13 protein-coding genes are annotated in these 17838 nt (G+C 33.8%); 11 read left to right on the top strand and 2 right to left on the bottom strand.

Annotation, left to right across the window (positions count from 1 at the left end):
• Nucleotides 1–168: 168 nt before the first annotated feature.
• Nucleotides 169–3033, bottom strand: a complete 2865-nt coding sequence (gene leuS / locus DM397_RS04980) for a leucine--tRNA ligase (RefSeq protein WP_111376485.1) — start codon at nucleotides 3031–3033, stop codon at nucleotides 169–171.
• 250 nt (nucleotides 3034–3283) lie between these two features.
• Here leuS and DM397_RS04975 point away from each other — a divergent pair, with 250 nt between their 5' ends.
• From DM397_RS04975 to truB, 8 genes are all read left to right on the top strand, one after another.
• Entirely contained in the window at nucleotides 3284–3631 is a 348-nt protein-coding gene (locus DM397_RS04975) for a winged helix-turn-helix domain-containing protein (RefSeq protein WP_111376484.1), read from the top strand.
• A 193-nt stretch (nucleotides 3632–3824) separates the two neighbouring features.
• Nucleotides 3825–6383, top strand: a complete 2559-nt coding sequence (locus tag DM397_RS04970) for a TonB-dependent receptor (RefSeq protein WP_111376483.1) — start codon at nucleotides 3825–3827, stop codon at nucleotides 6381–6383.
• 73 nt (nucleotides 6384–6456) lie between these two features.
• Nucleotides 6457–8460: a TonB-dependent receptor plug domain-containing protein gene (locus tag DM397_RS04965; protein ID WP_111376482.1), complete on the top strand. Its 2004-nt coding sequence runs from the start codon at nucleotides 6457–6459 to the stop codon at nucleotides 8458–8460.
• A 19-nt stretch (nucleotides 8461–8479) separates the two neighbouring features.
• Nucleotides 8480–9076 carry a molybdopterin-dependent oxidoreductase gene (locus DM397_RS04960; RefSeq protein ID WP_167511659.1) on the top strand — a complete coding sequence of 199 codons (597 nt, stop codon included), beginning with the start codon at nucleotides 8480–8482 and terminating at the stop codon, nucleotides 9074–9076.
• Between the two features lie 268 nt (nucleotides 9077–9344).
• Nucleotides 9345–10220 (top strand): cell division protein FtsX, encoded by an 876-nt coding sequence (locus DM397_RS04955; RefSeq protein ID WP_008465135.1) that lies wholly within the window; start codon nucleotides 9345–9347, stop codon nucleotides 10218–10220.
• Between the two features lie 94 nt (nucleotides 10221–10314).
• On the top strand, nucleotides 10315–10572 hold the full coding sequence (locus DM397_RS04950; protein WP_111376481.1) for a DUF3098 domain-containing protein: 258 nt from the start codon (nucleotides 10315–10317) through the stop codon (nucleotides 10570–10572).
• An 81-nt stretch (nucleotides 10573–10653) separates the two neighbouring features.
• Nucleotides 10654–11451 carry an undecaprenyl-diphosphate phosphatase gene (locus DM397_RS04945; RefSeq protein ID WP_111376480.1) on the top strand — a complete coding sequence of 266 codons (798 nt, stop codon included), beginning with the start codon at nucleotides 10654–10656 and terminating at the stop codon, nucleotides 11449–11451.
• Complete coding sequence (gene truB, locus DM397_RS04940; protein ID WP_111376479.1) at nucleotides 11451–12140, top strand: tRNA pseudouridine(55) synthase TruB; 690 nt, start codon at nucleotides 11451–11453, stop codon at nucleotides 12138–12140. The genes DM397_RS04945 and truB overlap by 1 nt, the downstream gene beginning before the upstream one ends.
• 325 nt (nucleotides 12141–12465) lie before the next feature.
• On the opposite strand, the gene DM397_RS04935 is transcribed toward truB, so the two are convergent.
• Entirely contained in the window at nucleotides 12466–13083 is a 618-nt protein-coding gene (locus tag DM397_RS04935; protein ID WP_111376478.1) for a thioredoxin family protein, read from the bottom strand.
• Between the two features lie 193 nt (nucleotides 13084–13276).
• On the opposite strand from DM397_RS04935, the gene pyrH reads away from it, so the two are divergent.
• From pyrH to DM397_RS04920, 3 genes are all read left to right on the top strand, one after another.
• Nucleotides 13277–13984: a UMP kinase gene (gene pyrH / locus DM397_RS04930; protein WP_073416024.1), complete on the top strand. Its 708-nt coding sequence runs from the start codon at nucleotides 13277–13279 to the stop codon at nucleotides 13982–13984.
• Nucleotides 13985–14059: 75 nt separating this feature from the next.
• Nucleotides 14060–14623, top strand: a complete 564-nt coding sequence (gene frr / locus DM397_RS04925; protein ID WP_111376477.1) for a ribosome recycling factor — start codon at nucleotides 14060–14062, stop codon at nucleotides 14621–14623.
• Between the two features lie 120 nt (nucleotides 14624–14743).
• Nucleotides 14744–17239, top strand: coding sequence for a DUF5686 family protein (locus tag DM397_RS04920; RefSeq protein ID WP_111376476.1), 2496 nt, complete (start codon nucleotides 14744–14746; stop codon nucleotides 17237–17239).
• Nucleotides 17240–17838: the final 599 nt, after the last annotated feature.

The raw sequence follows: 17838 nt of genomic DNA, 5'->3' as shown, positions 1-17838 counted from the left end.
GTCGAAGACCACGCAAAGATTATCCGCCACGAATTCACAAATTACTATTCTCAAAGATTATCAAAAATAATTCGTGAATTCGTGGCAGAAAAAAATAAGCACAAAAAAAATCCCAAACCCCAATCGTAAAATTGGAATTTGGAATTTTTATATTGAAAATTAATTTGGTTATCCTACCAAATTGATGATTTTCCCAGGAACAATAATCACTTTATTTGGAGTTCTTCCGTCTAAGTGTTTTTGAGTTCTTTCGTCTTTCATTACGATTTCTTCGATTTGTTCTTTGGTTAAATCCAAAGGCAATTCGATTGTGAAACGCATTTTTCCGTTAAAAGAAACTGGATATTCTTTATTTGTTTCAACTAAATGTTTTTCTTCAAAAATAGGGAAAGCAACTTCTGAAATTGAAGTTGTATGTCCTAACTGTGACCATAATTCTTCAGCAATATGTGGTGCGTAAGGCGAAACCAAAATTGCTAATGGTTCTAAGATTGCTCTAGAATGACAGTTTTGAGAAGACAATTCGTTTACACAAATCATAAATTGAGAAACCGAAGTATTGAAAGAGAAATTCTCGATATCTTCAGCCACTTTTTTGATGGTTTTATGCAATGATTTCAAGTTGTCTTTTGTTGGTTCGTCGTTGTTTACGATTAAACCATTATCATCAAAATACAATCTCCATAATTTTTTCAAGAAACCAAACACACCAGAAATTCCGGCAGTATTCCAAGGTTTTGCCTGCTCTAATGGCCCTAAGAACATTTCGTATAAACGTAATGTATCAGCACCATATTCAGCACAAATATCATCTGGCGTTACTACATTATAGTATGATTTCGACATTTTTTCTACTTCACGGCCTACAATATATTTTCCGTTTTCGTCTAAAATAAATTCAGCTGTAGCAAAATCTTCCCTCCAAGCTTTGAACTTTTCGATATTTAATTCATCTGAAGAATTTACGAAATTTACATCAACACGAATTGGCTGTACATTTTGACCTTCAATTTTATTTTTAGATACAAAAGTGTTTGTTCCTTCTAATCTGTAAACATAAGCCGTTGTTCCTAAAATCATTCCCTGATTAATCAGTTTTTTGAATGATTCTTCGGTCGGAGCAAAACCTTTGTCTTTTAAGAATTTATTCCAGAAACGAGAATACAACAAATGTCCTGTTGCGTGTTCGCTTCCTCCAATGTATAAATCTACATTTTCCCAATAAGCCAAAGCTTCTTTAGACGCAAATTCATTCTCATTGTGTGCATCCATATAACGCATCCAGTACCATGAACTTCCCGCCCAACCTGGCATCGTATTTAATTCTAAAGGAAAAATAGTGACATTGTCAATCAACTGTGTACTAACTACTGAACACTGAACATTGTCCCAAGCCCAAACCGCTGCGTTTCCTAATGGAGGCAAACCGTCTTCTGTTGGCAAATATTTCTCCACTTCAGGCAAAATAATTGGCAAGTGCTGCGTCTCAATCATTTTTGGCAATCCATTCACATAATAAACTGGGAATGGCTCACCCCAATAACGCTGACGAGAGAAAACAGCATCACGTAAACGGTAATTTGTTTTACCTTTTCCTTGACCGATTTCTTCTAATTTTTCGATCGCTTTTTGAGTTCCTTTTTTATAATCTAATCCGTTTAAGAAATCAGAATTTGCGATTTCAACGTTGTCTTTAGATCCGTAAGCCGCTTCAGAAATATCAACATTAGCGAAGATATTTTTGATTTCCTGCATTCCGTTCTGACCTTTAAAGAAATTAGCAAAAGCGTAATCTCTTTCGTCTCCGCAAGGAACCGCCATTACAGCACCAGTTCCATAACCCGCCAAAACATAATCACCAATCCAAACCGGAATTGGTTCTTTTGTAAAAGGATGTTCTGCATAAGCTCCTGTAAATACACCAGAAATCGTTTTTACATCGGCCATACGCTCACGCTCAGATCGTTTTGCTGTTTTTTCGATATACGCTTCAACAGCTTCTTTTTGCTCTGGAGTTGTAATTTTAGCTACCAAATCATGTTCTGGCGCCAAAGTCATAAAAGTAACTCCAAAAATAGTATCAGGTCTTGTTGTGAATACTTCGATTACTTCATCATGATTTTTCACATTAAAAGTCACCAAAGCTCCAACCGATTTCCCAATCCAATTTCTTTGTGATTCTTTAATTGACTCACTCCAATCAATATCATTTAGACCTTGAAGCAAGCGTTCGGCATAAGCAGAAATTCGCATACTCCATTGTGTCATTTTTTTTCTTATAACAGGAAAGCCTCCACGTTCCGAAACTCCGTTTACAATTTCGTCATTTGCTAAAACAGTTCCTAAGCCTGGACACCAGTTTACTTCTGTTTCTGCCAAATAGGTTAATCTATATTGCAAAAGGATTTCTTCTTGTTCATCTTTAGAGAATGCATTCCATTCGCTTGACGAAAAAACAGCAATATTATCATCTGAAACGGCATTTACATTTGCATTTCCTTCTTTTTCAAAAACTGAAATTAAAGTCGAAATATCTTCAGCTTTGTCTGTCGTTTTATTATACCAAGAATTAAATAACTGAATAAAAATCCATTGTGTATGTTTATAATAATCAGGATTTGAAGTACGTACTTCACGCGCCCAATCAAATGAGAATCCGATTTTGTCTAATTGTTTTCTGTAACCCGCAATTTGTTTTCCTTCTTTATCAACTCCACCGTCAATATTTACTCGCGTTGTATCTTCAGGACGCTGTCCTGTCTGAATCGCATATTGTTCTGCAGGCAATCCGAAACTATCGTAACCCATTGGATGCAAAACATTGAAACCTTGATGTCTTTTGAAACGAGAATACACATCTGAAGCTATATAACCCAGCGGATGCCCAACGTGCAGTCCTGCTCCAGATGGATAAGGAAACATGTCGAGAACATAATGTTTCGGCTTTTCAGAGTTATTTTTTGCTGCAAAAGTTTGATTTTCTGCCCAATATTTTTGCCATTTGGCTTCAATTTCGTTTGGATTGTACTTCATTTCTAAGTGACTAAGATTCTAAGTTACTAAGGTTCTAAGCTTTTCACTAAATTAATTAAGCCGCAAATTTACATTTATTGCGGATTGTAGCAAAGCTATTTCACTGACAAACAAATAAAATAACAAAATACTTATTTTTAATTACGTAAAAATACTTATGTTTGCATTTTAATACTTAGAAAATATATGGCAAAGACAGAATATTTTTACCAGAAAAGAATTATTTTTGAATAGCATTTAAAAAATTAAAATGGCTGACAGTAAAAAATATAGTGTCGAAGTTCGTGTTTGGATTGAAGAAGCTGAAGGCGCTTTTCTTGGAATTGGTAAAATCTGGCTTTTAGAAAACATCAAGAAAACGGGATCGATTACCAATGCTGCGAAAGAAATGAAAATGGCGTATCGTCAGGCTTGGCAATTGGTTGAAGAAATGAATCAACGTGCCGAGTCTCCTTTGGTTGAAAAACTTCTTGGAGGAAAAGGTGGCGGTGGTGCAAAATTGACCGAAGCGGGAGAAAGAGCCATTGCTGTTTTTTATGAGGTTGAAAAACGTATTAAAGAATTTGCGCAGAAAGAAACTCAGAATTTGAAATTTTAAAAAACTTTATCCTTTCAATTTTTATCGATATGATTTCGGTCACAACTTATATTATAAAAATAGATTTTTTTTGCTTATCAGTATTCATTTAAAAACATACTGAATTTTCAATAAAAAAATAATTAGCCAAAAAATCAATTTATAAACCATCAGTATTCATTATAAAACATACTAAAAACAACTAACCCAAAGCATGAACCATAAATTATATTTCGTTTTACTTTTTTTCGGTCTGAAAAGCTTTTCTCAAACTGAAAATTCAAAAACAAAACAAGACAGCATTAAAAAAGAAGAACTGAATGAAATCGTGATTACAGCATCGCGTCGTTCTGAAAAATTAATGCATTCGCCAATTAGTATCGAGCAGTTAAAATCGGCGGAAGCCAAAATAATGGGATCACCAAGTATTTATGAAGCACTTGAAAATGTAAAAGGCGTTCAGATTATTACGCCAAGTTTAGGTTTTAAAGTTATAAACACAAGAGGTTTTGCCAATTCAACCAATGTAAGATTTGCTCAGTTAGTGGACGGAATCGATAATCAGGCGCCGCATTTAGGCGCTCCAATTGCCAATGCGCTTGGAGCAAATGATCTCGATATTGATAGAATCGAAATTATTCCTGGAACGGCAGCCGCTTTGTACGGAATGAACGCTATTAATGGTTTAGCCAATATTCAAACCAAAAATCCTTTTGAATATCAGGGAATCGCTGTTCAGCAATTAACTGGAGTGAATCATGTCGGGAATATTGATCGGTTTTCACCAAAAGTGTATTCGCAGTTTAATTTAAGAATTGCCAAAGCTTTTAATGAAAAATTGGCCTTTAAAATAAATGCATCCACAACCGGCGGAACGGATTGGGTTGCAGATGACAGAACAGATTTAGCTCCAAACGCAAATGCTTCGACAGGCTTATTTGGCGCAGATAATCCGGCTTATGACGAAGTAAACGGTTACGGAAATGAATCGGCAAACCGAAAAACTTTAAACTTAAATGGCAAAAATTATGTTGTGGCCAGAACGGGTTATCGCGAAACGGATATTTCTGATTATGAAATCAAAAATTACAAAGCAGATTTCGGTTTATATTTTCGACCAAAAAAAGATCATGAGCTTTCTGTGACTTACAAAACAGCTTTAATCAATACGATTTACCAGCGTTCAAATAGATTTCGATTAGACAATTATACTTTAAATCAATTTTCTGCCGATTATCATACTCCTATTTTTCAGGTAAAAGCCTACGCAACAACCGAAAATACTGGCGATTCGTACAATATGCGTTCGTTGGCAGAAAATATGGATCGTGCGTATAAGTCTGATGATAAATGGTTTGCCGATTACAGCACTGCTTATAAAAATGCTGTTACAGGCGGAGCAAGCGTCGCCGACGCACACAGAATTGCTCGAACACAATCTGACGCAGGAAGATTTCTGCCTGGAACAGAAGCTTACGAACAAAAGAAAAACGAATTGATCGATATTAATAATTGGGATATTGGTGCAGCTTTGAGAGTGAAATCGACTTTGGTTCATGGCGAAGGATTAATCAATTGGGATAAAGCTTTTATTTCTTTCTTCGAAAAAATTGATGCGAAATTATTGAGCGGAGTTGATTACAGAAATTACATTATTGTTCCCGACGGAAATTATTTCATCAATCCTGTTCATGACGATGAAAATCTAACGTATCAAAAAACGGGAGCTTTCACACAAGTGACAAAAGATTTTTTCTCAGATAAATTACGTTTGGGTGCAACTGTTAGAATGGACAAAGCCGATTATTTTGATGCAAAATTTACGCCTCAGTTTACAGCGGTTTATTCGCCAAAAGAAACAATGAATTTTAGAGCTTCATATCAAACAGGGTATCGTTTCCCGAGTATTTTTGAAGGTTTTTCAAATGTAAATTCTGGCGGTGTAAAACGTGTTGGCGGATTGCGAATTATGTCTGATGGCGTTTTTGAAAACTCCTATACAAAAGCTTCAATTGATAAATTTCAAGCGCAGGTAAATACAGATGTGAATACAAACGGTTTGACTCAGGTGCAGGCCATCGAAAAAAATAAAAATACAATTCAGAAAAATCCGTACACCTATTTAGAACCTGAATTTGTAAAATCGTTTGAAGTTGGTTTTAGAGGAATGGCTTTGAACCGAAATCTTTTTATTGATGCCGATTTCTATTACAACTCTTATAAAAATTTCATTGCACAAGTTGAAGCGAGTATTCCAAACACGACAGATCCGAATTTGATTCCGACTGCTTTATATTCTAAAAACACGCAAAACCGCTACAGACTTTGGACGAATTCAAAAAGCAAAATTTACAATTACGGAGGAAGTTTAGGTTTGAAATATCGTTTTGATAATACTTTTAGCGCTTTAACCAATTTAACTTATACCAAATTGGACAGAACTGATGATAAAGACGGACTTGAAGACGGTTTCAATACTCCAGAGTTTAACGTTAACGGAACATTGATCGCACAAAATATCTGGAAAAGTCTTGGCGCAAGCGTTACGGCACGTTATCAAAACAATTTTGATTATGTTTCATTTTTAGTCAGCGGAACTGTTCCTGCATACTGGTCAATGGATGCTCAGGTAAATTATAGTTTCAAAAAAGGCATTTCGGCTAAATTGGGCGGAACAAATATTCTCAATAAACCCTACACTTCAATTCTTGGCGGACCATCAATTGGCGGATTGTATTATTTGTCGCTTGTTTGGGAAACCAATAAAATTTAAAAAAGCAATTAACCAAAAAATCTATTTTTAACTGGCAGTATTCATTTTAAAACATACTGAAAAAACTATTTTTATGAAACCAAAATTATTAATCTTTCTGCTATTTCCACTCATCGGATTTTCACAGCAAAACAATCCGAAAGCCCCAGATTCACTCAAAATTTCAAACGTCTTTAATCTTGGGGAAGTTATTATTACCAATCATCAAAACAAAGACACTTTAAATCGAATAACTTCAAAAGCAATGGAATCTCAAAATAAAATGGAGGTTTCAAAAGCTTTAAACATGTTGCCTGGAGTCAGCTTAACTGCTTCTGGACCAAGAAATGAATCTATGGTCTCTGTTCGTGGTTTCGATTTAAGACAAGTTCCTGTTTATATGGACGGAATTCCAGTTTATGTTCCGTATGATGGTTATGTCGATTTGGCTAGATTTACCACTTTTGATTTAGCAGCTGTCGATGTTTCGAAAGGATTTTCATCTGTGCTTTATGGGCCAAATTCGCTTGGAGGCGCAATCAATCTGGTTTCTCGAAAACCTTCTAAAAAGTTGGAATTTGACGGCTCTTTAGGAATGATAAATGAAAACGGATACAGAGGAAATGTAAATATTGGTTCGAACTTAGGAAAATTCTATGTTCAAGGAGGTTTCTCTTATTTGGACAGAAACTCCTACAGAATGTCTTCAAATTTTATTCCGACAGCCAATGAAAATGGCGGGCAAAGAGACAATTCGTATCGAACCGATCAAAAAATTAGTTTCAAAGTTGGCTGGACGCCAACTGAAAAAAGCGAATATGCCATTGGATACATTAATCAGCAAGGCGAAAAAGGAAATCCTGTTTATACCGGAAACGATCCTTTAAATACTCTTTTGCTAAAACCCCGCTATTGGCAATGGCCCAACTGGGATAAAGAAAGTTTTTATTTTATTTCGAATTCTGCTTTTGATGATAAAAATAGTTTCAAAACCAGATTATATTTTGATCGATTTAAGAATACTCTCGATAGTTACGACGATGCTACTTATTCAACACAAACAAAACCTTATGCTTTTGAAAGTATTTACAACGATTATACCTTCGGAGGAAACTTGGAATACAACACCAAAATAATTCCGAAAAATGATTTAAAAATTGCTTTTCATTTTAAAGAAGACGTTCACCGTGAGAACAATCTAGGCGAACCCGTCCGTCACTTTATAGACAATACAGTTTTAATTGGAATTGAAGATGTTTATAAAGTCAGTTCAAAATTTACCGTAATTCCGGGTGTTAGTTACAACATTCGAAAAAACAATGAAGCCGAAGATTATAATAGCACTACAAAAGTAATTTCAGATTATCCAGATGCGGGAGCAAGTGACGCTTTTAATGCACAAGTTGGATTTTTCTATCAATTAAATAATCAGCAAAAACTTGGTGCAACCGTTTCTCAGAAAACTAGATTTGCAACTATCAAGGACCGATATTCTTATAGAATGGGGACTGCGATTCCGAATCCAGATTTAAAACCTGAAAAAGCAATCAATTACGAATTGAATTATACGGCCAATCTTTTCGAGAAAATCACTTTCCAGACAGCGCTTTTCTATAGTTCGCTTTCAGATGCGATATTGAGTGTAAGCAATGTTGAACCAGGAAAATCTCAAATGCAAAATTTTGGCGAAGCCGATTATAAAGGTGTTGAAGCGCAATTAAATTATGCTGTTTTAGAAAACTTGTCGCTGAATTTGAATTACACTTACATCGAAAGAAAAAACATAACAAACCCGAATATTCATTTTACAGATGTTCCGAACACAAAAGTGATGGGAACTTTAGAATATAGCCCGATTAAAATTCTTCGATTAATTGCCAATGCCGAATTCAACTCTCCACGTTTCAGTACAAGTTATGGTGCGCGAGTTCCAGATTATACGCTTTTGAATTTATATGGCTCCGGAAAAATCTCTAAAAATTTTAGTCTAGACGCCGGAGTTAACAATATCTTCGATAGAAATTATAGCTTAGTCGAAGGCTATCCTGAAGAAGGACGCAATTTCTTCGTAACACTTCGTTTTTTCAGTTTCAACTAATTCAAAAATTATATTTAATATGAAAACACAAAATTATATTCTCGTTTTACTGATTGCATTTTCATGCGCCATGTGTAATTCTTCTAAAAAAGACAAAGAAGAAACCGTTACTACAGAAAAAATCGCAAAAACAGACAATGACAAACATCCTGTCTTAACTCCCAAAGACAGTTTAAAAATGGTAAATCATTCGATAGAAGTAAAAGGTGATGTCGAATTTCCTTTAAACTTAACTGTCGATTCTTTAAAAAAGATGAAAGTTGTTATGCTTGATGATTTTAAAGTAGTCTGTCAAAGCGGTGAAGTAAAAAAAGACAATAAAGTGTGCAAAGGTGTTCTTTTGAAAGATATTTTAGAAAAAGCCAAAATCAAACAAAACGGACATAAAGACAGAAACTTCTACATCGTAGCAAGAGCTTCAGATGATTATAAAGCTACTTTTTCTTGGGCAGAACTTTTCAATAACCCGACGGGAGAAAATACTTATATCCTTTTTGAAGAAAATGGAAAACCAGTAAAAAACGGAGAAATGATCGCGATTTGCAAAAACGATATTAAAACTGGACCACGCCATGTTTATTGGCTAAAAAGCATTGAAGTTTATAAAGTTAAATAAAGATGCTAAGGTTCTGGGATACTAAGTTGCTAAGTTTTTTTTGCTCGCAAAGTCGCGGAGTTGCAAAGTTTTTCTTCTAAGATATATTAAAAACTTTGCGACTCCGCGACTTTGCGAGATTAAAACGTTTTTACATAAAAACTTTGATTGCTTTACAATTAAACCCGCTTTTATTCAAGATTTAAATTGTACTTTTAAGTATAAAAGTTTGTTATTAACTTTAAATAAAGAAATTCTTTATTATTTTTACCACATAATTTAAGTATCTATGAGTTCTAACTTTGATAAATTTCAAAAACGCAGGTTAATTTCCTCTTATTTTTCGGTAGTTTTAAGTGTATTCTTGGTATTATTCCTTTTGGGAGTACTAGGTTTATTCATTATTAATTCTAAACAATTGGCTGACGATTTTAAAGAAAAAATTGCCATGACAGTTTTCTTCAAAAATGAAGCGAATGACAGTATTATCAAAGCATTCAACACTGAACTTAAAAGAGCGCCTTTTGCTAAATCTTTTGTTTATGTTACCAAAGAAAAAGCGGCAAAAGAACACACTGATATTATCGGAGAAGATTTCTTAACCTTTTTGGGAGAAAATCCGTTATTGAATTCATACGATATTCACTTAAAAGCAGATTACGTAGAAAGAGACAGTATCGTTAAGATTGAAAGCAACTTTCGCAAAAATGCTATGATTTCAGATATTGTTTACGACAAACAATTGGTAAATCTTGTAAATGACAACATCAGAAAAGTAAGTATGTGGATTTTGATTATCAGCGGTTTCTTGACCGTAATTGCTGTTTTATTAATCAATAGTTCATTGCGTTTATCTATTCATTCAAATCGTTTTATTATCAAAACCATGCAAATGGTTGGAGCTACAAAAGCGTTTATCCGTAAACCATTTGTAATGCGAAGTGTAAAATTGGGAATGCTTGGTGCAGGTTTAGCTATTATTGCTTTAATCGCGCTTTTATTATATGTAGACACTAATTTCCCTGGCTTAGGAATTCTTGAAGACAAAGCTTTAACTGGTTTGGTTCTAGTTGCCGTTTTCGGATTAGGAGTTCTAATTACTTGGGTAAGTACACATTTTGCAACGCAACGTTTCTTGAACTTAAGAACTGACGATCTTTATTAATTTTTGATTTTAGATTGCAGACTTTAGATTTTAGATTGAAATATAAACCCATATAAAAAGAGGATAAGATTGCTTCGTTCCTCGCAATGACAAAATGAAAAACAACAATAATAAAGAAGAACAACAAGTTCAAAAACAGGAATTCCTTTTTGACAGCATCAATTATAAAATTTTATTGATTGGTATTGCTGTAATTGCTCTAGGATTTATTCTAATGTCTGGTGGAGGAAGTAAAGATCCTAATGTTTTTAACGAAGAAATTTTCAACTTTAGACGTATTCGTTTAGCACCAACAACTGTTTTAATCGGTTTTGGAATCACGATTTATTCTATATTCAAAAAATCTAAATAATAAAGGTTTATAGATTTTTTGTCACCCTGAGCGAAGTCGAAGGGCAATCTAAAATCTGAAATCTGAAATCTAAAATTCTAAATGAATACATTACAAGCTATTGTTCTTGCCATTATTGAAGGAATTACAGAGTTTTTGCCTGTTTCTTCTACAGGTCACATGATTATTGCTTCTTCTTTTTTTGGAATCGCTCATGACGATTTCACTAAACTTTTCACCATTGTAATTCAGCTTGGCGCGATACTTTCGGTTGTAATTTTATACTTCAAACGTTTCTTTCAAACTTTTGACTTCTATTTTAAACTTTTAGTCGCTTTTATTCCAGCGGTTGTTTTAGGATTATTATTAAGCGATTTTATTGATGGTTTACTTGAAAACCCCGTAACAGTTGCTGTTTCACTTTTAATTGGAGGTGTTATTTTATTGAAAGTTGACGAATGGTTCAACAAACCAAACGATCCAGAAGTTTCAACTGAAATCACTTATGCTAAAGCTCTAAAAATTGGTTTATTTCAATGTCTTGCTATGATTCCTGGAGTTTCTAGAAGTGGTGCAAGTATTGTGGGAGGTATGGCGCAAAAACTGACTAGAACTTCTGCCGCAGAATTTTCATTTTTCTTAGCGGTTCCAACAATGTTAGGAGCAACTGCAAAAAAATGCTATGATTATTATAAAGCTGGCTTTGAATTATCTCATGACCAAGTGAATATGTTGGTTATTGGTAACATTGTCGCTTTTGCTGTAGCGTTATTAGCAATTAAAACTTTCATCGGATTTTTGACTAAAAACGGATTTAAAGTTTTTGGTTATTACCGAATCATTGCTGGAATCATTTTATTATTGATTCACTTTTTCATTCATCCGCTTACGATTATATAATGACACCTGAAGAATATTTAGAAGGACAAGTTTTATTGATTGACAAACCATTAAAATGGAGTTCATTTCAAGCTGTCAATAAATTAAAATACCTTTTAATTAATAAGGTCGGACTTCCAAAAAAGTTCAAAATTGGCCACGCAGGAACTTTAGATCCTTTAGCGACTGGGCTTTTATTAATCTGCACCGGAAAATTCACTAAAAGAATTTCAGAACTTCAAGGTCAGGCAAAAGAATATACGGGTACATTTTATATTGGAGCTACTACTCCATCGTACGATTTAGAAACCGAAATCGACCAGACGTTTCCAACCGATCACATCAATGAAGATTTGATTCATGAAACTGTAAAACAGTTTTTAGGAGAAATCGATCAGAAACCACCAATTTTTTCTGCAATTAAAAAAGATGGTGTTCGTTTGTATGAACATGCTCGTGCCGGAGAATCAATCGAAATTGCAAGCAGAAAAACTACAATTCACGAATTTGAAATTACAAGAATTGCATTACCAGAAGTAGATTTTAGAGTAGTTTGTTCTAAAGGAACTTACATTCGTTCCCTAGCTTATGATTTTGGAAAGGCCATGAATTCTGGTTCGCATTTAACTGTTTTACGCCGAACAAAAATTGGCGATTACGACGTAAAAAATGCTATTGACATTACTTTGTTTGAGGAAAGTTTTAAATAAATAAAAAAAGCACATTACGTTATTTGAAAGTAATGTGCCAAGCTCTTAAAACAAGTAATTTTGTTTCATACGCATCTCAAATTAATAGTGAGGCACATTCTTCCCGCCAAATAAAAATGTGGAAAAGAAATCATAGAATCTTTCGAATAACTTTTTCATAATAGTGTATTTTTAATTATTAAATAAACACCAATAAAAAGAGTAAACCTGAAAGCTATAATAGACGTGGGATTAGTTTTACTAAGTTACGAAATTCTATTGAAGTCAAAAAGACTTTAAGATAATTTTATTAACAAATAATCTGTTTATCAACACATTAATCCGATTAAAGGCGATTATATTTAATATTTTCCATAATTTCGACCAACTCTTCCTGAACCGAAATTCCTTTATCAGCCAGATACCATAACTGCAGATCTGTTTTTATTTTTTCGTCAATAGCACCAACTTCTCTTTTGTGTTTTTCCATTAATTCAGTCGCTCCTTTTGGTCTTGGTCCCCAATCTGCTCGTACAATTCCTGCTTCTTTACAAATCACGATTATTTTTGGAATTGCTCTTCCGCCATTAGTTAGATAATGACTCATTAAATCATCATTTTCATCTCGAAATGCAATTTTCAAATCTATTTTTTTATTCGAAACCAAAGCCATTTTATTTAAAATTGGAAGTATCTGTGCCGCATCTCCGCACCAGCCTTCTGAAAGCACCAACCAGATATAATGATTATCTAAATTTTGAAGTTTTTCTGCAATTGCATCTGAAATAGTTATCGTTTTTTCCAGCCTATTCATTCTAGCTTCATTCAATTTAGAATAATCAGTAAGACTTTCAGATTGTTCATTTCCCGTAGATTTCCCTTCGGTCAATAAATCAGTTACAATTTTTCTGTATTCAGCATAAGAATGACTATTGAATAATGCTTTTGCTACGATGCTTTTCATATTTGTTTCATTTTTAGAATACAATAAAAATACAAAATTTAGGAAGACGGAGAAAATGACATTTATCACATTTAATTTAAATAACTTCAAAGCCTTTCTAAACCTAAAATTGCAGCAAGAATTAATTTTTTGCAAACATTATTTTTAAAAATCAGAATATGTCTATATTTGCACAAATTAACGCAACACACACATGAAATATAAAAGAATTCTTCTTAAACTTAGCGGAGAAGCCCTAATGGGTGATTTACAATACGGTATTGATCCGAAAAGATTAGGCGAATATGCAGATGAAATCAAGCAGATTCACGACAAAGGAGTAGAAATTGCTATTGTTATTGGAGGAGGAAATATTTTTAGAGGCGTTGCCGGTGCAAGCGCAGGAATGGACAGAGTGCAAGGAGATTATATGGGAATGCTTGCAACTGTAATTAACGGAATGGCTTTGCAGGGCGCTCTTGAAGATAAAGGAATGAAAACGCGTCTACAGACTGCTTTGAAAATGGAATCTATTGCAGAACCATACATTAAAAGAAGAGCTGACCGTCACTTAGAAAAAGGCAGAATCGTAATTTTTGGAGCTGGAACCGGAAATCCATATTTTACAACTGATACTGCTGCAGTTTTAAGAGGTATCGAAATCAATGCTGATGTTATCTTAAAAGGAACTCGTGTTGATGGTGTTTACGATTCTGATCCAGAAAAAAATGCTTCGGCTGTAAAATTTGATTTTATTTCGTTTGACGATGTGATCAAAAAAGGATTAAATGTAATGGATACTACTGCATTTACATTAAGCCAAGAAAATAAATTGCCAATCGTTGTTTTTGATATGAATAAAATCGGAAACCTTTTGAAGATTTGCGAAGGCGAAAACATCGGAACTGTAGTAAATATATAGTCATCAGTAACAGTTTTAAAGTCGCGCAAGACTATAACTGAAAACTGAGAATGAAAACTGAAAACTAAAGAAAAAATGACTGAAGAAATAGACTTTATTTTAGAAAGTACTGAGGAATCAATGAATGGTACTATTGCACACTTAGAGAAAGAATTTCTTAATATTCGTGCAGGAAAAGCTTCTCCAGCAATGCTTGGAGGTGTTTTTGTTGATTATTATGGGTCTGCAACACCGCTTTCTCAAGTATCTAAAATTAGCGTTCCAGATGCTCGAACAATTACATTACAGCCATTTGAAAAAAATATGCTTTCTGTTATTGAAAAAGCAATCTTAATCGCAAACATTGGTTTTAACCCAATGAACAACGGAGACGTTATCATCATCAGTGTACCACCTCTAACAGAAGAGCGTCGTCGTGATTTGGCTAAACAAGCAAAATCTGAAGCTGAAGATGCTAAAATTGGTATTCGTAATTCTCGTAAAGATGCTAATACTGACATCAAAAAATTAGAAAAAGAAGGAACTTCAGAAGATATCTGTAAATCTGCAGAAGAAGAGGTTCAAAACCTAACAAATGCTTACATTAAAAAAATTGATGAGTTATTGGCTGCAAAAGAAGCCGAAATCATGAAAGTATAAGTAAGATTTGGTTATAAAATAAAAAATCCGTCTGGTTTATTGCTCCAGACGGATTTTTTTATTGTTATTTTTGCATACGAAAAGTAATTTCTTTTCGTTTTTGAAACTATATCATTCTGTATGAAGCTATTTTGTTTTTTGACTTTGTTTTTTACGCTTACTCTTCAGGCGCAAATTCAAATAAACGGAATCGTAACCGATTCAAACAACAAACCACTTCCGTTTGCTACAATTACGACTTCAGAAAATAATAACACAATTACAGATGTTGATGGAAAATTTATTTTTAAAATCAGTTCCTCTGCAACATCACTTACGGTTTCTTATATAGGTTTTCAAACCAAAACTATTGCATTAATCAACAGCAAAACTTTTTATTCAATAGCACTTTTACAGCAGGCCGATGATTTAAAAGAAGTTGTGGTTTCTAATGAAAATCCTGCTCTCACGATAATAAAAAAAGTTATTGCCAATAAAGCAATAAACGATCCGCAAAAGAAGCTCAATAATTTTGAATACAAAACCTACAACAAACTTATTGTAACAGCCAATCCAGATTCGATCGACGGTCGTATTGATACTTCGGCGGCTTATAAAGATTTAAACAAAAGAATCATTAATATCGATTCTTCTGATTATAAGTTTAAAGAAATTGTGAGCAAACAGCACTTATTTCAAACCGAGAAAGTTTCGCAATATCAATTTGGAAACAACAAACTGAAGGAAACTGTTTTAGGAACAAAAATCGCTGGTTTCAAACAGCCTATTTACGAAGTTCTTGCCTTCAACCTTCAATCTATTTCGATTTATGATTCTAATTATGAATTATTCGAAACCAAGTATGAAAATCCGATTTCTAGAAATGCTCCTTCAAGCTACAATTACAAACTTTTAGATACCGTAAGCATTCGGGGCCGTGATGCCTATATGATCTATTTCAAAGACAAATCAAAACACAGAACTTCTGGATTAGAGGGAGTTTTATATATTGACAAAGAAAATTACGCTGTCGCGAAAGCGGTAATGAGAATAAAAGGCGTTTTGGATATCAGCGGCATTCACGAATTTGAATATATTCCGAAAGAAAAAATCTGGTTTCAGAGCAATACCACTTTTAAAATCGTAAAAGGAAAAAATGACGATGATATTCGTATTTTAGGCGGCACCATTCAATTTGATGGAGATGTTGAAGACAATTTCGAACGAAGAAAAAAAGTGGCTTCAGACTTTACTTATCTACTTTCTGAAAGCAATAGTTTTGATATTCGCGTAAATACTGACACTCCAATAAAAAGCTCTTCGCTTTATATCGAAATTAAAGACGATGCGGCCAAAAAACCTGAAAGTTTCTGGGAAGCTTACCGAAAAGAAAATCTCGACTTAAAAAGCCAAAAAACATACTTATTACTCGACAGTCTTTCTGTTCGAAATAGGATTGAAAAACGATTAGGAATTGGCCGAAAAATCATTAACGGCTTCTACCCTATTGGCCCTGTCGATTTAGATTTGAAAAAGATCATAAGCTATAATAATTATGAAGGTTTTCGTCTTGGTGTAGGAGGAATTACAAACGATCGTTTGTCTAAATATTTCCGTATTGAAGGCTACGGAGCTTACGGAACAAAAGATGGAGTTTTTAAATATAGCGTTGGTGGAGGCGTTTTGTTAGACAAACACACCAATACTTGGTTTAATGGTTATTATACTGATGATGTTCGAGAGATCGCGAGTACTGTTTTTAGTGTTGACAAACGTGTTTTTAAAATTTACGATCCGCGTCCCATCAATATTAGTACTTTTTATGAATATGTTGGATGGCGTGCCAATGTTCAAACCAAATTTATTCCGAAAACCGAGGCTGTTTTAGAACTTTCAAGAAATTATATCGAACCAAAATTTGATTATCTATATAATCTAAACGGAAAATTGTATTCTAATTATATTATGACCACAGCGATGCTTTCTATTGTCTGGGCGCCTTTTAGTAATTATATGCAGACTCCGACAGGAAGAAATGAAAGCGATAAAAAATTTCCGAGATTTACTTTTCAGTATACTCAATCTCTACCGAATGTTTTTGAAAATGATTTTACTTTTAGCAAAATAGATTTTAAAGCTGAATACGAAAAACAATACTTAAATCGCCAGAAAACAGGTTTGCTTTTACAAGCTGGTTTAGCAATGGGAGATGTTCCTATTACGCATTTGTACAACACAGCTCCTAACAACTTAACCAAGGAAACTGTTGTTCAGCGTATCACTTTTGCGGGTAGAAATTCTTTTGAAACCATGTTTTTTAATGAGTTTTTCTCAAGTCAATATCTAATGTTTCAAATTAAACATGGTTTTGACCGACTTACCCTTTTCAAAAAAGTAAGACCATCTCTAGTTTTAGTGACAAGAATGGCTTGGGGAAGTATGGAAAAACCAGAACAGCACGTTGGTCCAGCTTACAAAACTTTGGATAAAGGCTATTATGAATCGGGATTAGAATTGAACAGAATTTTTAAAGGTTTTGGTTTAGGCGGATTCTACAGATATGGACCAAATCAGTTAATGAGGTTTGAGGATAATATCGCCGTTAAAATTTCGTATGTTCTTGATTTAGGGCTATAACTTTAAAATTCTTTTTTTCGCCACGAATTCACAAATTTATCTACTTAAACTTTGCGAAAATTTTACCGATAAATTTCACAAATTACCGCTAGGTTAATTTGTGAAATTATTGACAAGTACCGCGTAAAGAAATTCATTAAAATTCGTGAATTCGTGGCTAAAAAAAATCCCAAACCCCAATAAGTAATTTTAAAATTCTTTCTTTCACCACGAATTCACAAATTTATCTACTTAAACTTTGCGAAAATTTTACCGATGAATTTCACAAATTACCGCCAGGTTAATTTGTGAAATTATTGACAAGTACCGCGTAAAGAAATTCATTAAAATTCGTGAATTCGTGGCTAAAAAAAATCCCAAACCCCAATAAGTAATTTTAAAATTCATCTTTTCGCCACGAATTCACAAATTTATCTACTTAAACTTTGCGAAAATTTTACCGATGAATTTCACAAATTACCGCCAGGTTAATTTGTGAAATTATTGACAAGTACAGAGTAAAGAAATTCATTAAAATTCGTGAATTCGTGGCTAAAAAAATCCCAAACCCCAATAAGTAATTTTAAAATTCATCTTTTCGCCACGAATTCACAAATTTA

This window comes from Flavobacterium nitrogenifigens (genome assembly GCF_003254565.1).
In the GTDB taxonomy this organism is placed as follows: domain Bacteria; phylum Bacteroidota; class Bacteroidia; order Flavobacteriales; family Flavobacteriaceae; genus Flavobacterium; species Flavobacterium nitrogenifigens.
The sequence above is the reverse complement of the archived record's forward strand: the minus strand, read 5'-3'. Positions and strand labels throughout refer to the sequence as shown.

What these genes read in the sequence shown, in the direction of transcription:
- truB (WP_111376479.1), top strand. Translation starts at nt 11,451, where the DNA reads ATGACACCTGAAGAATATTTAGAAGGACAAGTTTTATTGATTGACAAA.
- leuS (WP_111376485.1), bottom strand. Translation starts at nt 3,033, where the DNA reads ATGAAGTACAATCCAAACGAAATTGAAGCCAAATGGCAAAAATATTGG.
- DM397_RS04955 (WP_008465135.1), top strand. Translation starts at nt 9,345, where the DNA reads ATGAGTTCTAACTTTGATAAATTTCAAAAACGCAGGTTAATTTCCTCT.
- DM397_RS04960 (WP_167511659.1), top strand. Translation starts at nt 8,480, where the DNA reads ATGAAAACACAAAATTATATTCTCGTTTTACTGATTGCATTTTCATGC.
- DM397_RS04920 (WP_111376476.1), top strand. Translation starts at nt 14,744, where the DNA reads ATGAAGCTATTTTGTTTTTTGACTTTGTTTTTTACGCTTACTCTTCAG.
- DM397_RS04965 (WP_111376482.1), top strand. Translation starts at nt 6,457, where the DNA reads ATGAAACCAAAATTATTAATCTTTCTGCTATTTCCACTCATCGGATTT.
- DM397_RS04935 (WP_111376478.1), bottom strand. Translation starts at nt 13,083, where the DNA reads ATGAAAAGCATCGTAGCAAAAGCATTATTCAATAGTCATTCTTATGCT.
- DM397_RS04975 (WP_111376484.1), top strand. Translation starts at nt 3,284, where the DNA reads ATGGCTGACAGTAAAAAATATAGTGTCGAAGTTCGTGTTTGGATTGAA.
- DM397_RS04945 (WP_111376480.1), top strand. Translation starts at nt 10,654, where the DNA reads ATGAATACATTACAAGCTATTGTTCTTGCCATTATTGAAGGAATTACA.
- DM397_RS04950 (WP_111376481.1), top strand. Translation starts at nt 10,315, where the DNA reads ATGAAAAACAACAATAATAAAGAAGAACAACAAGTTCAAAAACAGGAA.
- frr (WP_111376477.1), top strand. Translation starts at nt 14,060, where the DNA reads ATGACTGAAGAAATAGACTTTATTTTAGAAAGTACTGAGGAATCAATG.
- pyrH (WP_073416024.1), top strand. Translation starts at nt 13,277, where the DNA reads ATGAAATATAAAAGAATTCTTCTTAAACTTAGCGGAGAAGCCCTAATG.
- DM397_RS04970 (WP_111376483.1), top strand. Translation starts at nt 3,825, where the DNA reads ATGAACCATAAATTATATTTCGTTTTACTTTTTTTCGGTCTGAAAAGC.